The following is a 22,005-nucleotide window of genomic DNA, read 5'->3' as shown; positions in this document are numbered from 1 at the left end:
AACATTTTTTTTGGTTGTTTTGTGAAACTTTCACATATTTGTAATCTGTAAAAATAATTGAATTTGATATGAAGAAATTAACTGCGAGTGTTTTCGCGGTTGTACTATCGTCATCATTTATGATGGTATCAGCCCAAAACACCAAGGATACTCTAAAAACCAAAAATATTGAGGAGATAGTTGTTACCGGAGCCTTAGGTATTAAAAGGAAGGCGGATGCGATAACAAATACACAGCAAGTCGTAACGACAAAAGAATTGAATCAGGCGTCTGCACCAACTGCTGTACAGGCGCTGACAGGTAAGGTTTCAGGTTTACAAATCAATTTGACAAATAATGGTGTAGATCCTAGCTATAGAGTTGTCTTAAGAGGTGCTAAGTCTATTACAGGTAATAACCAAGCATTAATTGTAATTGATAACGTAATTTCATCTGCTGATATTTTACAGCAGATACCACCTGAAGCAATTGAAAATATTAACGTAATTAAAGGTTTACAGGGAGCGGCTCTTTATGGGCAACAAGGGGTTAACGGGGTAATTATCGTAACAACAAAAAGAGGTACGAAATCTGAAAAACTTCAGATGACATTCAATTCATCTATTGATATTTCTAATGTTTTCATGCTTCCAAAGGTTCAGCAAAAATACGGTAAAGGAGTTCAGGATGAAGGATGGAGTGATGTAAGTTATGGTGGTACAAACTATGTGCCATGGGAAAACATGTCTTGGGGAGCTGCTTATGATAATCCCGCTATCGGAGGGACTATGATGCCTTCAGGTCTTCCGCAGGCTGATGGATCATTTATTTATGAAAAATATGCTCCGGTTAAAAATTTCATGAGTAAATTCTTTTCAACAGGAGTATTAACTCAAAATGGAATTACAGCAACTGCTGGTGGAGCTGATTCTTATGTGTCATTCTCTGCGAATAGAACAGAAAATAATTTTGTAGTTGAGGGTGATAAACTGAGACAAAATAGTTTTATATTTAAAGCTGGTAAAAAAATTGGAAAACTGAAAATTGATGGTAATATCAACTATATTAATAGAATAGTATCCACTACCAACTCATCTTTATATGATGATATTCTTCAAACTCCTACTAATAATAACATTAAGCTTTATAGAAATAGTGGAATTGAAGGCTACTACACTGGATATGCTGTAAATCCATACTGGACTATCGATCATGAAAGATATGACAGACATAGTGATTACTTTAGTGCCATTCTTGGTTTAGATTATGAATTGAATAAGAATATCAATATTACGTATAACGGAAACGTTACAACTAGAGGTATGACTTATACGAGACATAATGATGGTGCAATTTTTACTAAAACATATAATCTTCCTGGAACATCTATTGATGGAATTACTTTCGGTGATTTAGGAAATGGTGATATAACGTCTTGGTTCTATGAAAGTACATCTAAGGAGAGAAATTACTATGGTGACTTAATGGTGAACTTTAATTACGAGCTAACAGATAAAATCGGATTAAAGTTTAACATCGGGAATAACATTCAGGACAGAACATTTAATGTAACATCTGTAGGAGGTAATAATTTAGATATTGCAGGATGGTATCATATCAAAAATGTACTTAATCCAGATCCTTATTCAAGTGCTAATTTAGATAACTATCAGACAAACAGTAGAATTATTGCTGGATTTGCTAACTTGGATTTAAGCTATAATGATTATTTATTCTTAAACTCTACATTTAGAATTGAGCAGTCTTCTGTATTGTCAACAAGACCATATAGCTCTGGGAAAAGAACAAATCCTGTTTATCCTTATTATTCAGTAGGTTTGTCTTTTGTACCAACTAAAGCATTTCAGAGCTTAAAAGGAGATATTCTTAACTACGCAAAAATTACAGGTTCATTTACAAGAGTAGGTAATACAACTGCAGTAGATCCTTACAGAACAGATGAAATCGGAGTGTTCCCAACAGGTTTTCCATTTAATGGTTTAAGTTCATATATTAATAATCAAACACCTACATCAGTAAATATTAAACCTGAATTTGTTAATACTTTAGATTTTGGATTATCTCTAGGATTCCTAAAAGACAGAATCAGATTAGATGCTTCTGTTTATCAATCTACAACTGATGACTTAATTACTGCAAGAACTGCATCAAGTGCATCTGGATTAACAAGTATTCTTGATAATGTGGGTAAAATGAGATTAAGAGGGCTTGAGCTTGATTTAGGGTTAACGCCAATCAAAACAAGTGATTTTACCTGGGATATGAAAGTGTCATATTCTACTTACAGATCTAAAGTATTGGAATTGGCTGATGGTGCTGATGAAGTATCTTTATTAAGCAGTAGTTCAGCAGCAGTAGGTATTTTCGCTGTGAAAGGATCTGATTTTCCTGTTATCAAAGGAAGTGCATTCCAGAGAGACGATCAAGGAAGAATTATTGTTGACTCTAAAGGAAATCCTTTAACAACAAGTAATCTTCAGGTTTTAGGAAGAGCTACTCCTGATTATATTCTTGGGTTCTCAACTAATATTAAGTATAAAGGATTCACATTATCTGCAATGGGAGACTTTAGAAAAGGAGGTAAATTTGTTTCGTTTACGAAAAACCTACTTGCCTTTACAGGAGGGTTAGAAGAATCAGCTGAATTTGATAGAACTCAAGGATATGTTGTTCCTAACTCAGTACAAAACACGGGTACTGCAGCAAATCCGATATACACTCCTAACAATACACCAGTAGGTGGAGCAGGAACTTATACTAACGTTACCAACTACTTCTCAAGTAGTGCGTATAGAGCTGTTGGAGAAAACTTAGTAGTTGATGCTACCGCGTTAAAGATTAGAGAAATTGCATTAAGCTATGATATACCAAAATCAGTCTTAAGTTCTACATTCTTGAATTCATTGACAGTAGGTGTTTACTCAAGGAACCCATTCTTTAAGTATGCGGATAACAATAGAAACTACGCGGATCCCGAAACTGCAAGTACAACAGGAAATGCTGCTGGTTTTGCTTATACAACACAGTATCCATCAACTAGAAGCTTTGGGGTGAATCTTAAAGCATCTTTCTAAACTTTAATTAATTATTACTTGAAAATGAAAAAATTTAAATATACAATACTAGGTTTAATTGTTGCCTCTATGACGTTGACTTCATGTGATCATTATCTGGATATTAATGAAAATCCAAATAGTATCCATGCAGAAGCTATTACGCCAACTTTATTGTTCCCTGGTGCTGTTGCTCAGACTTATAGAACACAAGCTACATGGATGAATAGATTTGGTGGTCTTATGATGAATTCCTATGCAGGTAACTCTTATTCTTTTGGAGCTCCGTTTGGGAATGAATATACTTTGAATGTAGATAGTTCTTTTTATCCACAGATTTGGGATGGATTATACAGAAACGTAAGTAACTTCGTTGCTATTGAGAAATATGATAACTCTACTCACAAATATGATAACTATGTAGCTGCTGCAAAAGTGATGAAAGCTTTTTACATGCAAACTATCGTAGATTTATATGGCGATGCTCCATATTCTCAAGCATTTATGGGTCAGGCTAATGCAACTCCAAAATATGATAATGATGAAGAAATCTACAAATCATTAATTCTTGGTCTGAATGATGCTATCACTCTTATAGATAATGGAAATGCCGCTGCACTTGAACTAGGTGCTACTGATATTGTTTTTCAGGGAACAATGGATAGCTGGAAGCGTCTTGCGAATACTGTGAAGTTAAGAATGTTGATAAGAATGTCTAAAGTAACAGGATCAATGGCTGCTTTTAGAGATCAGCAACTTCAGACTTTATCAGGAGCAAAATTCGTAGAAGCAGATGTTTTAGTAAACCCTGGATACAGTGCTGCTAATGATGATCAACAGAATCCATTTTATGGATACTATGTAAGAAACAGTTCAAACTCTCAGTTGCAGAATAATACATTATTTACGGCATCTGAGCATATTGCTACTTGCCTTAATGGTAACCCTTATAATATGACTGATAATGTTTATCAGAAATTTAACGGTATCAAAGATGGTAGAAGAGGAAGAATGTTCTCAATGGTTAATTATAATGGTCAGTCAGTTGTAAAAGGAGTTAGACAAGGTGCTACACCTGGTCAGCCAGGGGCTCCGACAGATCTTACAACGGTTTCAAGATTTGGAAATGGTTGGATATTTGGTCAAGGTAGTCCTAGTACTACTGCTCAACTGACTTCAGTAGGTTCTGCTAAATCAGGGGTATTAATGACCCGTTCAGAAAGTGAGTTTCTTCAGGCTGAAGCAGCAGTGAGATATCCGGGTATTTTTGCAATTAACGGTCAGGAAAGCTTCGAAAAAGGTATTAAAGCATCTTTTGACTATCTTTATGCTGCTAATAATGATTATATTGCATACAAAGCAGCAATTCAAACTAAAGTAGGTTTAGGATGGATTGGAACTAATGATAATAAGATTGAAGCAATCATGACTCAGAAATGGTTAGCTACTGCTGGAATTAACCCTACAGAATCTTTCATTGATTATAACAGAACTGGTTTCCCGATTACTCCTATGGCAACAACTTCAGCGAAGCCTAATAAGCCGTACAGATTAATGTATCCTTCATCTGAATATGTTGCTAACTCAGCGAACGTTCCTCAGATTTCAAACGCTCAATGTTTTACTAAGAACCAAACAACTCCATTCTGGAATCAGAACTAATTCTTATAAAAACAATTTTAATATATTTTACCGCCTTCGGGCGGTTTTTTTATTTTTTAGATCTAATTTCTCTTCCTGTATATAAATATGCTAAGCATAGTATGATTGGTGGGATATACGCTGTTTTCTTATTTATTTTTTTCAAATTATTGATATTCAGGTTGTTTTATTTCTATTTGATTCTTGTTAATATAGATAATATCAATTTAAATGATTGTTATTATTTCTTAAAAAAAAATAATGATTAAACAACTTGTTTTTGTTAAATATTTAGTTTTTAACTAATTTTAGTGCGTTATTTGTTGTTTTTGTTTTTGAATTTTGAAATATGTGTATTTTTTTTAATTTTTGCTTTGTGGTATTAAGAAAGTTTTACAAATTTGTAGGGTACAAAATTAATTTGATATGAAGAAACTAACAGCAAGTCTTCTTGTTTTAGTATTATCTTCTTCTATAGCTGTTGCAAATGCCCAGCAAAAGAATGATACTATTAAAACAAAAGAGATCGAGGGCGTGGTTGTAACCGCACTCGGAATTAAGAGAGAGAAAAAATCTCTGGGGTATGCTTCTGAAGAAGTAAAAGCGGAAGCACTAACAGGTGGAACAACAAATACGGGGAACGTCGCAGGACTACTTTCAGGTAAAGTAGCCGGTCTTCAGGTTAACACAAACAACAACTTTGGTGGATCATCAAACTTATTGATCAGAGGATATAAATCTTTGTCAGGAGGATCTCCGCTTATCGTACTTGATGGATCTCCCGTGAATAACGGAAGTGTTAAGGGAAGTGTTTTTGATTACGGAAACTTCTTGTCTGATATCAATCAGAATGATATTGAAAGTATAAATGTTTTGAAAGGAGCTGCTGCTTCTGCTTTATACGGCGAAAGAGGAAGTGATGGTGTAATTTTGATTGTTACCAAAAGTGGTCGTGGAAAACAAGACGGAAGTTGGGGAGTAACATTGAACTCAAACATCAATGTAGGTTTTATTGATAAATCTACTTTCCCTAAATATCAATCAAGATATGGAGCCGGTTATGGCCCATTATACGGAGACAATGGTAATGAATATTTCAACCATGATCCTAATACTGGAGAACTTCAGGTGCCATTTACCGAAGATGCTTCTTATGGAGCCGAGTTTAATCCTAATTTGTTAGTTCGTCAATGGTATTCCTACGATCCGACCTCTCCTTATTATGGGAAGGCAACACCTTGGGTTGCCGCTAAAAATGGCCCAATTAAATTCTTTGAGACTCCGGTAACTTATGTTAACTCAATTTCATTAGAGAAAGGAAATAAATCATCAAACATATCTTTGTCATATTCAAATATGCTTTCCAATGGTTTATTACCAAATTCAGATTTGAGAAAAAATAACTTAACGGCAAAGTTCAGCTATGACTTTACAGATAAACTTCATGCTACAGTATTTTCAACTTTAACAATTCAGGATACGAAAGGTAGAAATGAAACAGGATATTCCGATAATATTGTAACTGGGTTCAGGCAATGGTGGCAGACAAACGTTGACATTTATGAGTTAAGAGACGCTTATGCCAGAACAAATAACAGTAACAATACATGGAACAGAACTTCTGGAGCAGATGGAACACCTGCTTATTGGAATAACCCATATTTCCAGAGATATAATAACTATCAAACTGACTCCAGAACAAGAACATTCAGTTATGCACAGTTGAAGTATGATATCTCAAAGAACTTTGGAATTACTGGGAAATTATCTTACGACAACATGCAAATGCTGATTGAAGAGAGGTTGGCTAATGGCTCATTACCACAGGCATTTGGAGCTTCAGGAAATAATGTGACTTCAGGATATTCCCGTCAGGATGTAAGAACTTCTGAAACCAATTTTGATTTATTCGCTAATTATAAATTCGATATTATAGAAGACTTAAATGTTAGCGGTATCGTAGGAGGAAACGTAAGGAGGAACCTAAGTGATGCTGTGTATGTAAGTACAGAAGGTGGTCTTGCAACGCCGGGGTTATTTGCAATTTCTAACTCTGCAAGTCCAATCATTCCGCCAGATGAAAACTATGCAAAATGGCTTACATCGAGTTTATATGCAACGGCTTCTTTCGGATATAAAAATTTATTATTTGTAGACGGAACGTATAGAGTAGACAGAAGTTCAAATCTTCCAAAAGCTAATAATACTTATGATTACTATTCAGCAACAGGGTCTTTAATTCTTTCAGAATTATGGAAGCAAAACTGGTTAAGTTTCTGGAAAGTAAGAGCTAATTATGCAGAAGTAGGTTCATCCACTGTGAATTATCAATTAAATAATACTTATAGAGTAAGAGGAGGATTTGGAAGCACAGGATTGGTTAATCAGTCGTATTTCTTAGCAAATCCAGATCTTAAGCCACAGAGATCAAAAGAAGTAGAATTCGGTATGGAAGCTCAATTCTTAAAAAATAGATTAGGTTTTGATATTGCTGTTTATAAAACGCGTACTCTTGATCAAATCATCAATCTTCCGGTTTCTTCAGCTACTGGGTATAGAACCTTCCTTGTAAATGCAGGGCAGATTAATAATAAAGGTATTGAAGTTCAGTTAAATGGTACGCCAATTAAAAATTCTAACTTTAGCTGGGATATTGATGTCAACTGGTCTAAAAACGAAAATGAAGTGGTATCCCTTTATGGTGATTCTCAAAACTATTTGTTAGCACAATATCAGGGAGGAGTTTCTCTAAACGCGAGAGTAGGGCAGGCATTTGGAGCCTTGGTTGGTTCAGATTATGTCTATAATGCTAATGGAGAACGCGTAATAGATCCAGCTAACGGTAGATATTTAAGAAATCCAAATCAGGTAATTGGTAATATTACTCCGGATTGGATTGGAGGTATCAGAAACAGCTTTACTTATAAAGGAATTTCTGTTAGTTTCCTAATTGATATCAAGCATGGTGGAGATGTATTCTCTACAGATATGTATTATGGTCTTGCTACCGGATTATATGAAGAAACAGCTGTAGGTGACTACAGAACTGCAGGTGTTGTTCATCCTGGTGTAAATCCTAACGGACAGGTAAATACAACTCCTACAAGTTCACCTGATACTTTTGGTAACGTAGATGGATATAGAAGAATGCCGAATAGCAGATTCGTGTATGATGCTTCTTACGTGAAGTTGCGAGAAGCTAGTATTGGTTACAGTCTTCCAAAATCAATTCTTGCTAATACTTCTATACAGGAAGCTAAAATTTCTTTAGTTGGAAGAAACCTTTGGATCATCCACAAAAATTTACCTTATGCAGATCCTGAAGCAGGAACTGGAAACGGGTTGGCTTCAAAAGGAAACTCTATTGGAGTGCTTCCTACAACACGTGACATCGGTATCAATGTAACATTAAAATTCTAACAAAAACATGAAAAAGATAATTTTAATATTAAGTCTAATTTCTTTAACTGTGGCCACCACTTCTTGTGAACGTGATATCACATCTTTGAATGAAGACCCAAAACACCCGTCAATTGTTCCTTCAGGATTATTGGTGGCAAGTGCAGAGCAGGAATTAATATCACAATTATTAACACCAAACGTTAATAATAATATAGCAAGGTTATTTACTCAGCAGTGGGCACAAACAACCTATATTGATGAATCCAACTATGACATGGTTACACGACCTATACCACGAAATCATTATAACAGATTAATGGCTACTAGTTCTGCTGTTGTTCATTCGCCAGGGGTTCTTTCTGCCCTTAGAGATGCAAAACAATTTCTTCAAAATGAAGGAATGAGTGCTGCAAAGAAAGCCAATAATGAAGCAATAATTGAACTTATTAGCGTATACGCGTGGGCAAATCTGGTTGATACCTATGGAGATGTTCCTTATTTTGGAGCTTTAAAAGCTGTTCCTGGAAATCCAGGGGCTTCAGAAATTCCTTATGACGATGCAAAAACAATTTACATAGATTTGATCAAAAGAATAGATGCTGCTACAGCCATGATCAATACTAGTGAAAGTGGTTATACAGACGATTTGTTCTATAAGGGAAATATGACAAATTGGAAAAAAATGGGTAATTCCTTAAAATTCAGATTAGCAGTAACATTAGCAGACGTTGATCCGACATTAGCTAAAACCCATGCAGAAGCTGCTTATGCTGCGGGATTATTTGAGGGTAAAGAGGATAACTTTGGATTAACTGCTTTCCCTTCGGGATTATTTGCTAATCCTGTTTATCAAGAGGTAGTGCAATCTGGTAGAAATGACTTTATTCCATCAGAAATGTTAGTAAACTATATGAATTCTACTTCAGATCCTAGAAGAGGAAAATGGTTTACTAAAGTAGGAGGAAGTTATGTAGGAGGTGTTTATGGATCTGGTAACTCATTTGGTGCATACTCCCATATGACTTCTTCAAAACCTAATGATGCAGGAGAAGATGGATATATGCTTATTGCAGAGAATGCTCAAGGGTTTTTATTAGATTACTCAGAAATTTCATTCTTAAGAGCTGAAGCAGCAGCACGCGGATTTAGTGTAGGAGGAACAGCAGCAGGCCTTTATGGACAAGCAATCACAGCCTCCATGACAGAATATGGAATTTCTCCTACAGTTGCAGCTACATTTATTGCCACCAATCCTTACGATGCTTCAAACTGGAGAAAATCAATTGGTTTCCAGGCTTGGGTTGCAATGTTTAATAAAGGATTCCAGGCATGGAATTTTGCGAGAAGATTAAACTACCCTGTGTTTGAAAATCCAGAAGATTCTGCAGTAGAATCTGTTCCGGTAAGAATGAAGTATTCTGATCAGGAATATTTGCTTAACAAAACTAATGTTGAGAAAGCTGCTGCAAAAATTGGAGGAGATAAAGTATCAACAAAAATTTTCTGGGACGTAAATTAGTGTAATTGTCCTTTGAAGTTAATAATAAATGGTATTCCTGTAGCAATACAGGAATATCTTGTTTAAAAAAAATATACAATACAATATGAAGTTTTTGATCGGGCTTATTGCCATAATGGGAATTATTTCATGCAGCAGTGGTGATGACAGAAGTAATTCTATAACAGAAGAAGTAGGTATTAATGGTACATGGAAGCCATCCCGATATGAGTTTAAAGGGAAAAGCTATCCTGTATCCACTTGTGAAAAAAAGGGACAGATACTTATTAATACCGACTTTTCGGGAGTGTATGAAAGATATGAAGCTGGTGTTGGATCAGAAGAGTGTATAAAGCCTGAGTCCTATTCAGGGAAATGGGCCTACGATAAGATGTATGGTAAATTAACACTTACTTATACGGAAGCGGGAGTGAGTAAAACCTCACAAAAAACAGTGGAAGATTTTTCAGCTACTGAGCTTAAAATTGCTGACGGTTCTAAAAATGTAGATGGAATCACAGGTAATGATGATGCTGTATTAGTTTATATAAAAGAATAAAAATACTTAAGAAACCGCCTTCGGGCGGTTTTTTTATTTGTAATTATAACGTAAGGTCAATGATATCGGTTGGATAGATATGTGAGATTATTTTTAAATTGATTTTTTATTTCATATTAATTTATTATCTTAGTCTAATGAGACTTTTACAGCCTTTACAAACTAAATTAAAAAATATTATTATGAAAAATCTAAAAAAATTATCGAAATCAGAATTAAAAAAAATTGCAGGTGGATGGGTTCCCCAGCCAGGACAGAGTTGTCCGGAAGGAACTTGTCAGTATACAGAAAATGGACCTTGTAGAATTTACAATCCGGACAAATGTTATTAATAACTCTATAGCTTAAAAGCTAAAGGAATAACGTTTATGAATTAATAAAAGAGTTCGGTAATTGTTACCGAACTCTTTCCGTATATTTGTACTTCAAAATTTTGAAATGAAATACGGGCTAATGACATGTGGCCTATGAAAAAATAAGTATGAACACATGAATATTAAAGATATTATAGAAGAAAAACTTTCGGAGGTCATTTTAAATGTATATCAGTTAAAAGACATCAAACTGGAAGTTCAGGAGAATAAAACAGAATTTGAAGGTGATTTCACCATTGTCACTTTTCCGTTGGTAAAACAATTGAAGAAAAATCCTGAAAGTATCGGGGTTGAATTAGGTGAAGCGTTAACAGAACAGACGGAACTTTTCGAAAGCTTTAATGTAGTAAAAGGTTTCCTGAATGTTAAAGTGAAAAACCAGCTGTTTGTGGATAACTTCAGATCTGTAAGCAAGAATTTTTCCACTATAGAAAAGAAAAATGCCACGGTAATGGTAGAATATTCTTCACCGAATACCAATAAACCATTGCATTTAGGGCATATCAGAAATAATTTGTTAGGATTCTCGGTCGCTCAGATTTTAAAAGAAGCCGGATATGATGTAATCAAAACTCAGATCATCAATGACAGAGGTATTCACATCTGTAAATCTATGCTGGCATGGGAGAAATTCGGAAACGGAGCAACTCCTGAAACAACCAATACCAAAGGAGACAAATTTGTTGGAAACTATTATGTAGAATTTGACAAAAATTATAAAAAAGAAATTGCAGAGCTTGTAGAACAAGGGGTAGGAGAAGAGCAGGCTAAAAAAGATGCTCCGGTAATGAAGGAAGCTCAGAAAATGCTGTTGGATTGGGAAAATGGAGATGAAACAGCGAGAGCGCTTTGGGCGGAAATGAATTCATGGGTTTACAAAGGATTCAATGAAACGTATAAGAGATTAGGCGTTGACTTTGACCAGGTTCAGTATGAAAGCAATACCTATATTTTAGGAAAAGATCTTATTCAGGCAGGATTGGATAAAGGCGTTTTGTATCAGAAAGAAGACGGTTCTGTTTGGTGTGACCTTACCGATGAAGGACTTGATCAGAAGCTGTTACTTCGTTCAGACGGTACTTCAGTCTATATGACTCAGGATCTTGGAACGGCAGTGGAGCGTTTTAAGCAAAATAATATCCAGAAACTGATCTATACTGTAGGAAACGAACAGGATTATCACTTCCAGGTTTTATTTAAAATCCTGAAAAAATTAGGATATGAATGGGCAGATCAGTTATTCCACCTTTCTTACGGGATGGTAGAGCTTCCTGAAGGTAAAATGAAATCCCGTGAAGGAACTGTAGTAGATGCGGATGATCTGATGCAGGAAATGTATGAAACAGCAAAATCCAAAGCTCAGGAATTAGGAAAACTGGAGAACCTTTCTGAAGAAGATAAAGAAGCATCTTATGAAACAGTAGGATTGGGAGCTTTAAAATATTTTATGCTGAAAGTAGATCCAAAGAAAAAGATGCTTTTCAACCCTGCAGAAAGTATTGATTTCAATGGAAATACAGGGCCGTTTATTCAATATACCTATGCGCGAATTCAGTCATTATTGTCTAAAGCAGGTACTTTGCAGACAGAAACAGCGGATATTGAATTAAATCAGTCTGAAAAAGAATTGATCATGCAGTTGGCCAACTTTAAAACTGTAGTCGCTAAATCAGCGGAAACTTTAAGCCCGGCTTTGGTGGCAAACTATGTATACGATCTTGTGAAAGCATACAACTCTTTCTATCAGAATAATCCGATTCTGAATCAGGAAGATGAAAATGTAAAACAATTCCGTTTGAATATTTCAGATCTCACAGCAAAGACAATTAAAAAATCGTTGGAACTCTTGGGAATCGGAACCGTAAACAGAATGTAAAAATAGAAAGAAAGCCTCCTGAAATTTTTCAGGAGGCTTTTTTCTTTTTTATATATCAATAATCTAGCATCAGAAATATCCCGGATCTCAAAATCTCGCAACCCGAACCTCGCAACCCAAATCTACGTTTTATCACTACTTTCACCTTGCATCTGTTTCAGACTATCCGCATACAACTTAGCAGGAGTCCATCGTGCATGTTTGGAAAGAACTACTTTATATCCCTTTTTGTAAGTATATACTTTAGTAAATTCTGCGCCGAAGAATATCAGCATACAGGAATAATTGATCCACATCATAATCAGAATGACTGTTCCCGCAGCGCCAAAGGCTGAAGTAGGTTTTACCTGGTTAAAATAAAGACTTAACAAAAATTTTCCGAGGGTAAATAAAACAGTCGTCAGAAATGCTCCTTTCCATACCGGTTTCCAGCTGACTAAAACATCGGGCAGTACTTTAAACATCAAAGCAAATAACAGCATCACAAGACCAAAGCCGACGGCGAAGTTGACAAACTCTACCAGCATATACGTTTCAAAACCAAAATATTGGGTGATAATCGTATTAAAAAGGCTGATCAGAGAAGATAAAATCATGGTGATCATCAGAAGAAATCCCAGAATAAGGATCATTCCCAAAGAATTCGCCCTGTCCAGTAAAAATTTGACTAATGCCTTTTTGGGAGCAGCTTCTACTTCCCAAAGTGTATTTAATGAATGTTGCAGCTGAAAGAAAAGCGTAGTAGAACCGAAAACCAATGATCCAACTCCAACTGCCTTCATAAAAATATTCTTTTTGTCAATCAAAGCACCAGCGAGCATACCTTCAATACTTTTAGCCACATCCGGTCCCATAATACCACTGATCTGGGTGCTGATCTGCCCGCGAATGGCTTCTTCCCCAAAGAAATTTCCAAGTACCCAGATAATAATGATCAATAAACCCGGAATAGAAAAAATGGCATAATACGCAAGACTTGCTGAATCTTTTGATGCAGTAGAATTGTTCCATTCAGTGAATGTATCTTTTAAAACTTCCCAGAAAAATTTAGCGGTTTTGATCATATTAAAAAGGATATCCGATGGCAATATTTAAAACAAGATTGTCTTTTCTCCAGCTTGAGTCTCCGAAATTAATTTTATCGAAGGCCCATCTGTCCCCTTTCTGATAGTAAGGAACTCTCAGTGGCATGGCAAGATCCAGTCTTAAAATCAGGATAGAAAAATCCAGTCTTAGACCTACTCCGGCTCCCACCGCAATTTCATTTAAAAAATCTTTTGAAAACTTAGCCCCGGGTCTGTTTTCATCGTCGTGAAGAAGCCAGATGTTTCCGGCATCTACAAAAACGGCAGCATTTAAGAACTTATAAAGATTGGCACGGTACTCCGCATTTAATTCCAGTTTGATATCTCCGGACTGGTCAAAGTAAGTCCCAGGATCTATCGTTCTCGGGTCAAAACTTCCCGGTCCTAATGTTCTTGCACGGAATGCTCTGATACTGTTACTTCCTCCTGAGAAAAACTGTTTAGAGAAAGGAATATACTCTGAGTTTCCGTAAGGATAGGCAATCCCTCCTATAAATCTCGTAGCCAGTGAAGACTTTTCACTGAACTTATGATAGAATCTGAAATCGTTTTCAATCTTTACATATTGGCTGAAAGGAATTCCGAATATTTTCTTTTCCTTATCTTTCTTTACATCGGCTCCGGTAACCAATCCCGTAATATTTCCTGCCAGATCCAGCGTTCCTTTATAATAAACAGTATTGGTCTTTGGCAGCATGGTATTGGTATAGGTATAAGAATAGGTAGGGCCGAAAATAAGCTGCTTTGCCACAACTCTTGCCATTGCTGGATTCTTCTTTGATATTGAATCATATTCTGCGGTAACCTTTGCCGGGGACACCAAAGTAATATCAATCACTTTCAGATCATGTTCTTTTCTTGCGTTTTCTTTCCACACATATCCGAATGATCCGGTGAAATTATTTAGGGTATAATATTGTGTTCTGTTCTGGAATTCATATCCCAATGTGATATTTGTTCTGGGAACAAATTCACTGGAAGAATGAAAACGGAATGGTGCTACAATTCTTGGGATTGAAAGTTGTACGTTTGTTCCTGCACGGAAAATATTATTGGCATTTTGAGCCCCTCCCATCTGGAAATCAAAAGCTCCATAGATGGCAGCTTTAAATTGTTCTGCACCTCTGAAGAAATTTCTGTGGGTCCAGTTCAGGTTCAGCTCACTACCCGCATAGTTGGCGGAATTGGTCCTTCCCAATGCTTCCAGACGAAGCGATTGTACCTGTCTTGGAGTCAATAAATAATAGGCATCAAATTTATGGCTTAAAGAATCAGATACAATAAAGTCGTTCTTTACAAATTTGAATACTCCCAGACTGATCAATCGGTTCAGGGTAAGATTGTGGTTGGAACGGTTGTAAAGATCTCCTTTTTTGAAATATAAGGCTCTGTCAAAAATCTTCGGTTTAAATTTATGCTGCGGATCAATGACGTAAATGTCATCAAAACGATATTTGGAAAGAGAATCTTTATCCATCGGGATACTGTATTTACCATCTTTTACATCCTGAATATTGTAATTGGGAAATACGATAACATTATCAATACTGAACTGCTGCGTTGCCAAATCAGGAGTGTTATCTTTTAGTTTTACGTTAAGTTCAACTTTATGATTTTTACTCACCGTACTGTCCGCCTGCACGATAATATTATCAGGATGGAAATAATAAAAACCTCGTTCCTTTAGCCTGTTGTCAATTCTTTCTCTTTCTGCTTTGATGACATCCAGGTCAAATGGTCTTCCGTTTTTAAGAAGAGTTTTCTCCGTAAGGTTTTGAATTTCATGATTGACCAGTGTAGAATCTTTCTGGAATTTTACACCTTCTATCAGGTATCTTGAACCAGGCCTTACTGTATAAATAACCTGAGCTTTTTTGTTCTTTGAAACAGTGTCATAAGTAGCTCTGGCATTGAAATATCCTTTGTTTTCAGAATAATTTTCAATGATATCTTTATTGAACTCACGATCTACATCTCCCAATAATACTGGTTTTTCACCCACTTTATATTTAAGCCAGTAATTAAAGCCTTTGTCTTTTTTAGGCTCCTTGGCAATATTATAAAAATACAGCTTGGGACGTAGTCCTAAAAATGTGGAATTAGGCTTTGGAGTGAGATTCGCTTCCAGTGCAGACTCAAGATCTTTTTTTTCTTTTTTGGAAATCGTATCATTTTCAATCTTTACTTTGGCTCCCGTATAGAGCATCTGGCCCTCTTTCAAAAACCTGGTGTTGCCGCACGAGATTACCGTGGATGCCATCCCGGAAACCAACAGATACTTACAATATATATGGAACTTATTATTCATTATTTAAATTCTACCACTTGGTTATTTTGATTTTTTTTCTGCTTTTTCTCTTTAGATTTCTGGAAAATCTCCCGGAACTTGTCATAATCCAATGTAATAATAAATCCGACGCCGGTTTCTATGATCTGTCCCTGAAGAGCTACCTGATATTCATCCTTACGATAAGCACGAAGCATATACCTTCCATCTTTGGAAAGGCTGTAATCTACGGATACATTCCCCGCAATATTGGTCATGTTTTCATTCTGGCGTGCCTGGCCTTCCAGTCCGAAGTTACTTCCTACCGTTACTTTTAGTCGGTCATTCAATAATTTTTTACTGATATCTACATTCAGGTCGGTGCGGGTATTTTTCTCTCCGGTGGAATAATCTTCTGAAGAATCAAGTCCAAAATTAAGATCTACTCCTTTAATCAGGCCTGCTGCAAGATTATTCAGCTGCTGGGAAAGGATTTTACTCACACTCTGTCTTGCCATGGTTTCTGCAGACATTCCGGCACCGCTTTCAAACGGATTTTCTCCTATAAAACGGTTCAGAAGCAATAAGGCAAATACCTGTTTGTTCAGCTCAGACTCCTGAGTTCTTATCTGGGCAAGTTTCTGATCTACAACATCTTTTACATTCGTAGATACAGAATTATTTTTCTCATCTGTAGTAATATCGAAAGTAAGCTGAGGTTTCAATAATTCTCCTTTCATTTTCAATAAAGCATTGAAAGGAACCCTCTGCTTAAACTGATTCATGGTTGAGGCACTCTCTCCACTGATCTGCTGCTCCACAAGGTCAATAGGTGGTGCTTCTGTTTTATATACGGCAGTAATATCCATTTGAGCCATAGTAGGTTCACCTGTCCAGGTAATGGTACTGCCTTTCTGAATGTCAAATTTACGTTTCAGGAAACTCACCGAAAGATCATAACTTCCTTTTTCCACTTCATATACTCCTACCAGCGTAGTTTTTCCTGACGGATCTATTCCTCCGGTTAATTCAGCTTCACCCTGAAGCTGTACAAAATCACCATTGGCTTTATCAATGATCAGCGACAGTTTTGCCTCTTTGCTGACTTCAATATTAACACTTACATCCATTCCTTTGATGCGGCTCTGCGCATTAAGAGAATCTGCTTTGATTGTTTTGTTTAAAACCACCTGATCCTGATCCACAAATTCTACAATACCATCTCTCTCCTGTAAAGTAGGGCTGGATTGAGGAAGAACAAACGTGAAATCAGTGTTGTCTGCCACGCTCAGTCTTCCGTCTACTTTTGGAAGATCAAGGTTTCCACGAATATGAAGTCCGGCATCAATGGCCAGAATACCATACATCATCGCATCATTTGATTTCTCTGAATTGACAACTTTGAAGTCTTTTGCATTCACATCCAGATTAAAGGCAAAATCTCTGTAGGTTTGGGTAAGAACCTGCCCGTCCACCACAAGAGCATTTCCGTCCTTGTCTTTGATTTTGAACTGATCAAACTCAATTCCGCGGCTGGTAAAATCTATTTCATCACTAAGGTGTCTGAAATCACTTCCCGTTTTGGCAATTTCCAATCCGGCATCATTGAATTTCACTTTTCCTAAAATATTCGGTTTATCTGTAGTTCCGCTGATCTTTAAGTTTCCTGATAGATAACCTTCTGTATTGGTAATAGCATTCATAGAGAATCCCTGAATACTCTTCATCTGAAGCTGGTTGATCGCCATATTCAGATCAAAAGTACTGGAAGAGGTATTATAATCCCCAAGGATTTTTACGTCATTGTTATTTCCCGAAAGGGCAATATCAGCATTTAAAACCTTCGGTGAGGCATTATTCACTTTTACAGCAAGGTTTCCGACAGGACTTCCATAGACAATTAAGTCTGAAATATTCAGGTCGGAAGTGAATGTCATATTTTTAGTCACATCACGAAGCTGCGCCGTACCATTGATCGTTCCTCTTGCCAGAACCGTATCTTTTTTAATAAGTTCCGTAATGGTTTCAATTTTAAAATCTTTCAACGAAATATTCAAAGGGCTGCTTGGGCTGCTGCTTTCAGACTGTACAGCAATTTCACTGCTGCCATTAGACAAGATGAAGTTATCCGCCAGAATTCCTTTATTGCTGATCTGAATTTTATTGTTTTCAGCAACATTCCAGTCCGTATAATTCAGTTTCAACCCGTTCGGGTTCAGAGATATTTCGGTAATATCATTCAACGATTTTGCATTTCCTGCAATCAGGAACTGAGTGGCGTCTTTCTCATCTTTTGTGGTAACATTGTATCGGATGGTATTGTCCGCAACATCCCCATCAATACTGATTTTATTTAAAGAAAAGCTTGAGCTTTTTAAAGCCGCTACATTCAGACTGTACTGCAATGCCTGATTTTCATTGGTGACTTTTAAAGCACCTTTTTCAATGGTATTTTCACCATATAATAATCTTGGTATTTGGCCGTCAATTTCAATTTTCTGAGAATCTGCATCATAATTTCCAACAAGATTGATGGTTTCAAAATCTTTCAGATCCGGCGCAAACTTTCTGATCAGATCATCATTTTTGATTTTAGCCGTAAAAGTAAAATGTTGTCCTGGATCAATTTTCTGTTTGTTATCCGGCTTCTGGAACTGGTAATACTGATTCACAGTTTTCGTTAAAGCACCAAAAATCTGAGTCAATTTATATTTACCTTTCAGTTCCACATCTGCGATCTGGGAATTGAAAATAATCTGAGTAGAATCTGTTGTGGAAGAAGCCTTCAGATTGACTTCCTGTACAGGATAAACCTCTTTGGTATCCGAGAACGCGAAATCTTTAAGGTTGAGATATCCATTTAAATTATTGGGATCTAAGCTGGTGAAATCTCCATCAATTTTTCCGGCAATAATCATTGGTTTTTCATAGAAGCCAAGTTTGTTGACATCCAGTTTGATGACTTCTCCGTTCACTTTTACCGTAGGATTTTTTTCGTCATAAACCCCGGAAGCGGTCAGCTGCAAACTGGCATTCGGGTCTTTTGAATCTAAAATAACATGATAAGCTCCTTTATTGATCTTTCCGGTAAGGTTCATGTTTTGGTAACGATATCCTTTGTAGACTGCGGAAGCAACGTGACCTTTTAAATCTGCATTGGCATTTTTAAAATCAAAACTTTCCCCTTTGGCTGCAATTTGTGCAGTGATAGGACCAATATCTTTATTCTGAATGATTTTCCCAACCTGTATACCCTGAAGATTGGCTTTCACATCATACAATTCATGATTTTTTCTTCGCATGTCTACCTGTGCGATGATGGCAGCGTTTCCCAAAGTAGAGTAGAGGTTGAGATCTGTATTTATCGCTTTCGTTGTTCCTTTTGCATTTCCTTTGATGCTGAAATGGGAAGGAAGCGAAATATTCGAAGGGATTGTATTTTTAGGGACAAGATTGAATATCGTCTTAGCATTGGATGAAAATTCCCCTATTCTCAGGTCATAATACAACTGATCCGGATTCATCGCATTTTTGATCCTTCCGGAAGCCATTACCCTTAGCTGATCCAGCCCTGAAACTTTGAGATCCTGAATTAAAAGATCATTCACGCTTCCTTTTACATTCGCATTTACGTTTAGGATAGCATTCGGATATTTATTGAACGGAACCGTATTTCTCAATGTCGGAACCAGATTCAGAATGTCGGAAAACCCTATTTTTGAATCTTTGATATTGGCCGAAATCTTTACAGCACCTAAGTTTGAGCTAAGCTGGTCGATAGAATTATAGTTTAAAACAACCTCATCACGCAGTATTGTTTTTGGAGTCTGCAGATAAAGATCTTTAAGATAAGCCTCCTTTTCAGCATACACAAAATCGGTATTGAACTTTTGAATATCCAGCCCTCTGCCTTCTTTGATTTCTGCTGAGTTTACTGTTCCTGCAAAGGTGTTGTTCTCCATTTTGAAGCTTCTCACCTCCACGTTCATCTTTGAAAAATTAAGGTGGTTGAAGTCCATTCCCTGTTTAGTAGGAGCGATAGCGGTATTGTTATAATTGACCTTTACATCGTTCAAAACAAGTTTTCCTAAGAGGAGTTTCATAGCTTTATCCTGATCAGAGGCTTTGGAAACTTCAGGTTCTTTGGTTGTTTTAGGATTGGCATTCTGAGCGGGAAGATAAAGATTGGCATTAATGTCTGCTCCCGAAAGAAAAACATTCGCTACGTTGAAAGCGTTGTTTTCAAGATCCAGTTTGTTGACCTTAGTGCTAAGTTCTTTGAATATAACTTTTGCAAATGTTTTGGTGTTTTCATCGCCGTAATCAATGTCGAAATGAGTAAGCTTGATTCCTCTTAAGCCAATATTCATAGGCTTTTTTTCATTAAGAGAATCTACTTTTTTCTCCACCTTGTTGGCAACTTCTTCTACAAGTCCCTGCTTTAACTTTAATTTTAATCCGTCGAGATTGATATCATTAACAGCATACTTATTTTTGCTGAGATCAAAAGTTTTAACTCTGGTATCGAATGACTTAAAATAGAGCTGAATATCATTCTTCGATTGCTGGTCGTTAAATGTTACCCCAACATCTTTTAAATTGATTTTATCAAGGGAAATAATAAAGGGTTTGGATGGGCTTTCTTCTTTATCACTGGAAGCAAAAGCATCAATGATATAATCAAAATTGAATTTGCCATCCGGTTTCCTCACTACATTGGCACGTGCTCCTTCCATTTCAACAGAAGTAATATCTGCCGTAGAATTAAGAAGCTTCAGCATATGTAAACCTACATCCAGTTTCTTCACTGCCAGAAGAGTATCTACGTCCTGTCCTTTGAGATAAAGGTTCTCCATGACAAGGCTGTTCGGGAATCCTATATAGACTCTTTCCAGGCTTACGGGAGTTTTGATTTTTTTCTCAAGGTAAACAATGAGTTTGTCTTTGATGAAATTTTGAACGGCTGGAAGCCTTAAGCTTAGTATCAACAGGGTAAGAAGAACCAATATTGAAATAAAGGTTATTACAATACGCCTTAAGAGTTTTGTGGTGTTGATTTTCAGTTTCAAATGCGATGAGGTTTCTAACAAAGATAACAATACTATTTTATTTGGTCTTTGTTGTGGTACCCTTTGCGAATGCAAAAATCCTGCCTTGGCTGTCTTATTATGGAATTTTTAGTTTGTAGTTGTCAAGTGAATAGTTGAGTAAGACGAGTCAAGGCAGGGATTATTATGTTTAAAAAACGCCCCCTTTTATCATTTTTTAATGTTGAAAAGGTTAGTTAGCAAAAATGAAATTCAAATGTTAGTAGTTGTGAAGGGGGCGTGGCATGGTTTATTGATAGATAATAATAATTTTAGTTGTTTCCGTTCTCCCATTTCACTTCTTCTCCCTGAGGAGCTGCACCACCTTGTGCCGTAGTGATAGGAGCGGTTTCCTGATTGATGTGATAAATATAAGCGGCAATTTTCTCTGCATCTCTTCCGGTAATGGTTCCTTCTTTAATGAAAGGTCTCATGGTAGGATTGTTCGGAGAGCCGTTTTCAAGCATCCAGAAAACATTTTTAAATAAGCTTTTTTCTTTAATATTGATCCAGTGGGTATCGGTAAGGTTCGGACCTATACCTCCTTTTCCTCCGTCTCCGTGGCAGGTAACACAATTCGTTTTAAAAAGTTCCTGTCCTTCGGCAATATTATCAGCACTGTATTTTGCAGATTCCAGATTGATCTGAGGTGCCGTTTTCTCATACTCTTCTATGGAAGCCAGCATGGTTTTTGTTTCCTTCGTGTATTCTGCATCAGGATGGGCATAATCTGTAAAAGAGAAGGCTACCAGATATACGGCACAGAAAATACATCCGAACCAGAATAAGCCAATCCACCATTTCGGAAGCGAGTTGTCCAGCTCTGTAATTCCATCAAAACCATGGTCGATAAGAATATCTTTTTCTTCTGTAGCGCTTTGCTTTTTGAACGCAGAGTTCCATAATTTCTGGTAATAAGGAATCTTTTTTTCTTCCAGATATTGTTTTTTTTCTTCCTCGGATAATCTGTTGAAACTTTCATTTTCTACCAGGTCACCAATCGAATTCATGATCAGCAGCAGGATAATGGCAATTAGTATCAGCGCCCAGAAAAAAGGAGAAGAAAAATATCCTGAATCTCCGGCGAACATTTCAAAGGCCATGATCGTTAAACCTATCGTTGTTGCGATATATATTGAAATGGGGGTTCTCGTTTTCATTGCA

General features: G+C 36.6%; 11 protein-coding genes. 7 read left to right on the top strand and 4 right to left on the bottom strand.

The genetic code is table 11. The features are described 5' to 3' along the window. The first annotated feature begins 68 nt into the window (after positions 1-68). The 7 genes from V0410_RS12105 to argS all read left to right on the top strand — a co-directional run bounded on the left by V0410_RS12105 (position 69) and on the right by argS (position 12,403). A complete protein-coding gene (locus V0410_RS12105) occupies positions 69-3,074 on the top strand; it encodes a SusC/RagA family TonB-linked outer membrane protein (RefSeq protein ID WP_330743314.1) in 3,006 nt (1,001 codons plus the stop codon). Between the two features lie 24 nt (positions 3,075-3,098). Then, entirely contained in the window at positions 3,099-4,715 is a 1,617-nt protein-coding gene (locus V0410_RS12100) for a SusD/RagB family nutrient-binding outer membrane lipoprotein (RefSeq protein ID WP_330743312.1), read from the top strand. 405 nt (positions 4,716-5,120) lie between these two features. Continuing rightward, a complete protein-coding gene (locus V0410_RS12095) occupies positions 5,121-8,114 on the top strand; it encodes a SusC/RagA family TonB-linked outer membrane protein (protein ID WP_330743310.1) in 2,994 nt (997 codons plus the stop codon). Positions 8,115-8,121: 7 nt separating this feature from the next. Continuing rightward, positions 8,122-9,615, top strand: a complete 1,494-nt coding sequence (locus tag V0410_RS12090; protein ID WP_330743308.1) for a SusD/RagB family nutrient-binding outer membrane lipoprotein — start codon at positions 8,122-8,124, stop codon at positions 9,613-9,615. 85 nt (positions 9,616-9,700) lie between these two features. Continuing rightward, positions 9,701-10,153 carry a lipocalin family protein gene (locus V0410_RS12085; RefSeq protein ID WP_330743306.1) on the top strand — a complete coding sequence of 151 codons (453 nt, stop codon included), beginning with the start codon at positions 9,701-9,703 and terminating at the stop codon, positions 10,151-10,153. 182 nt (positions 10,154-10,335) lie between these two features. Beyond that, the gene (locus V0410_RS12080) at positions 10,336-10,485 is read left to right on the top strand and encodes a bacteriocin-like protein (RefSeq protein WP_330743303.1); all 150 of its coding nucleotides are present in this window, start codon (positions 10,336-10,338) and stop codon (positions 10,483-10,485) included. A gap of 157 nt (positions 10,486-10,642) precedes the next feature. Further along, a complete protein-coding gene (gene argS / locus V0410_RS12075; RefSeq protein WP_330743302.1) occupies positions 10,643-12,403 on the top strand; it encodes an arginine--tRNA ligase in 1,761 nt (586 codons plus the stop codon). 122 nt (positions 12,404-12,525) lie between these two features. Here argS and V0410_RS12070 read toward each other — a convergent pair whose 3' ends face one another. The 4 genes from V0410_RS12070 to V0410_RS12055 form a co-directional block, all read right to left on the bottom strand. Beyond that, positions 12,526-13,467, bottom strand: coding sequence for a YihY/virulence factor BrkB family protein (locus V0410_RS12070; protein WP_330743300.1), 942 nt, complete (start codon positions 13,465-13,467; stop codon positions 12,526-12,528). A 1-nt stretch (position 13,468) separates the two neighbouring features. Then, positions 13,469-15,796, bottom strand: a complete 2,328-nt coding sequence (gene tamL / locus V0410_RS12065) for a translocation and assembly module lipoprotein TamL (protein WP_330743299.1) — start codon at positions 15,794-15,796, stop codon at positions 13,469-13,471. Continuing rightward, on the bottom strand, positions 15,796-20,823 hold the full coding sequence (locus V0410_RS12060; protein ID WP_330747687.1) for a translocation/assembly module TamB domain-containing protein: 5,028 nt from the start codon (positions 20,821-20,823) through the stop codon (positions 15,796-15,798). The genes tamL and V0410_RS12060 overlap by 1 nt, the downstream gene beginning before the upstream one ends. A gap of 290 nt (positions 20,824-21,113) precedes the next feature. Beyond that, a complete protein-coding gene (locus V0410_RS12055) occupies positions 21,114-22,001 on the bottom strand; it encodes a cbb3-type cytochrome c oxidase N-terminal domain-containing protein (protein ID WP_110008128.1) in 888 nt (295 codons plus the stop codon). Positions 22,002-22,005: the final 4 nt, after the last annotated feature.

This window comes from Chryseobacterium sp. CP-77, assembly GCF_036362765.1.
Lineage (GTDB): Bacteria > Bacteroidota > Bacteroidia > Flavobacteriales > Weeksellaceae > Chryseobacterium > Chryseobacterium cupriresistens.
Note: the sequence above shows the minus strand (reverse complement) of the source record. Positions and strands in the feature narration are given on the sequence as shown.

Coding starts and splice junctions, on each gene's coding strand:
- V0410_RS12105 (WP_330743314.1), top strand. CDS start 69: ATGAAGAAATTAACTGCGAGTGTTTTCGCGGTTGTACTATCGTCATCA.
- V0410_RS12090 (WP_330743308.1), top strand. CDS start 8,122: ATGAAAAAGATAATTTTAATATTAAGTCTAATTTCTTTAACTGTGGCC.
- V0410_RS12100 (WP_330743312.1), top strand. CDS start 3,099: ATGAAAAAATTTAAATATACAATACTAGGTTTAATTGTTGCCTCTATG.
- tamL (WP_330743299.1), bottom strand. CDS start 15,796: ATGAATAATAAGTTCCATATATATTGTAAGTATCTGTTGGTTTCCGGG.
- V0410_RS12080 (WP_330743303.1), top strand. CDS start 10,336: ATGAAAAATCTAAAAAAATTATCGAAATCAGAATTAAAAAAAATTGCA.
- argS (WP_330743302.1), top strand. CDS start 10,643: ATGAATATTAAAGATATTATAGAAGAAAAACTTTCGGAGGTCATTTTA.
- V0410_RS12095 (WP_330743310.1), top strand. CDS start 5,121: ATGAAGAAACTAACAGCAAGTCTTCTTGTTTTAGTATTATCTTCTTCT.
- V0410_RS12070 (WP_330743300.1), bottom strand. CDS start 13,467: ATGATCAAAACCGCTAAATTTTTCTGGGAAGTTTTAAAAGATACATTC.
- V0410_RS12055 (WP_110008128.1), bottom strand. CDS start 22,001: ATGAAAACGAGAACCCCCATTTCAATATATATCGCAACAACGATAGGT.
- V0410_RS12085 (WP_330743306.1), top strand. CDS start 9,701: ATGAAGTTTTTGATCGGGCTTATTGCCATAATGGGAATTATTTCATGC.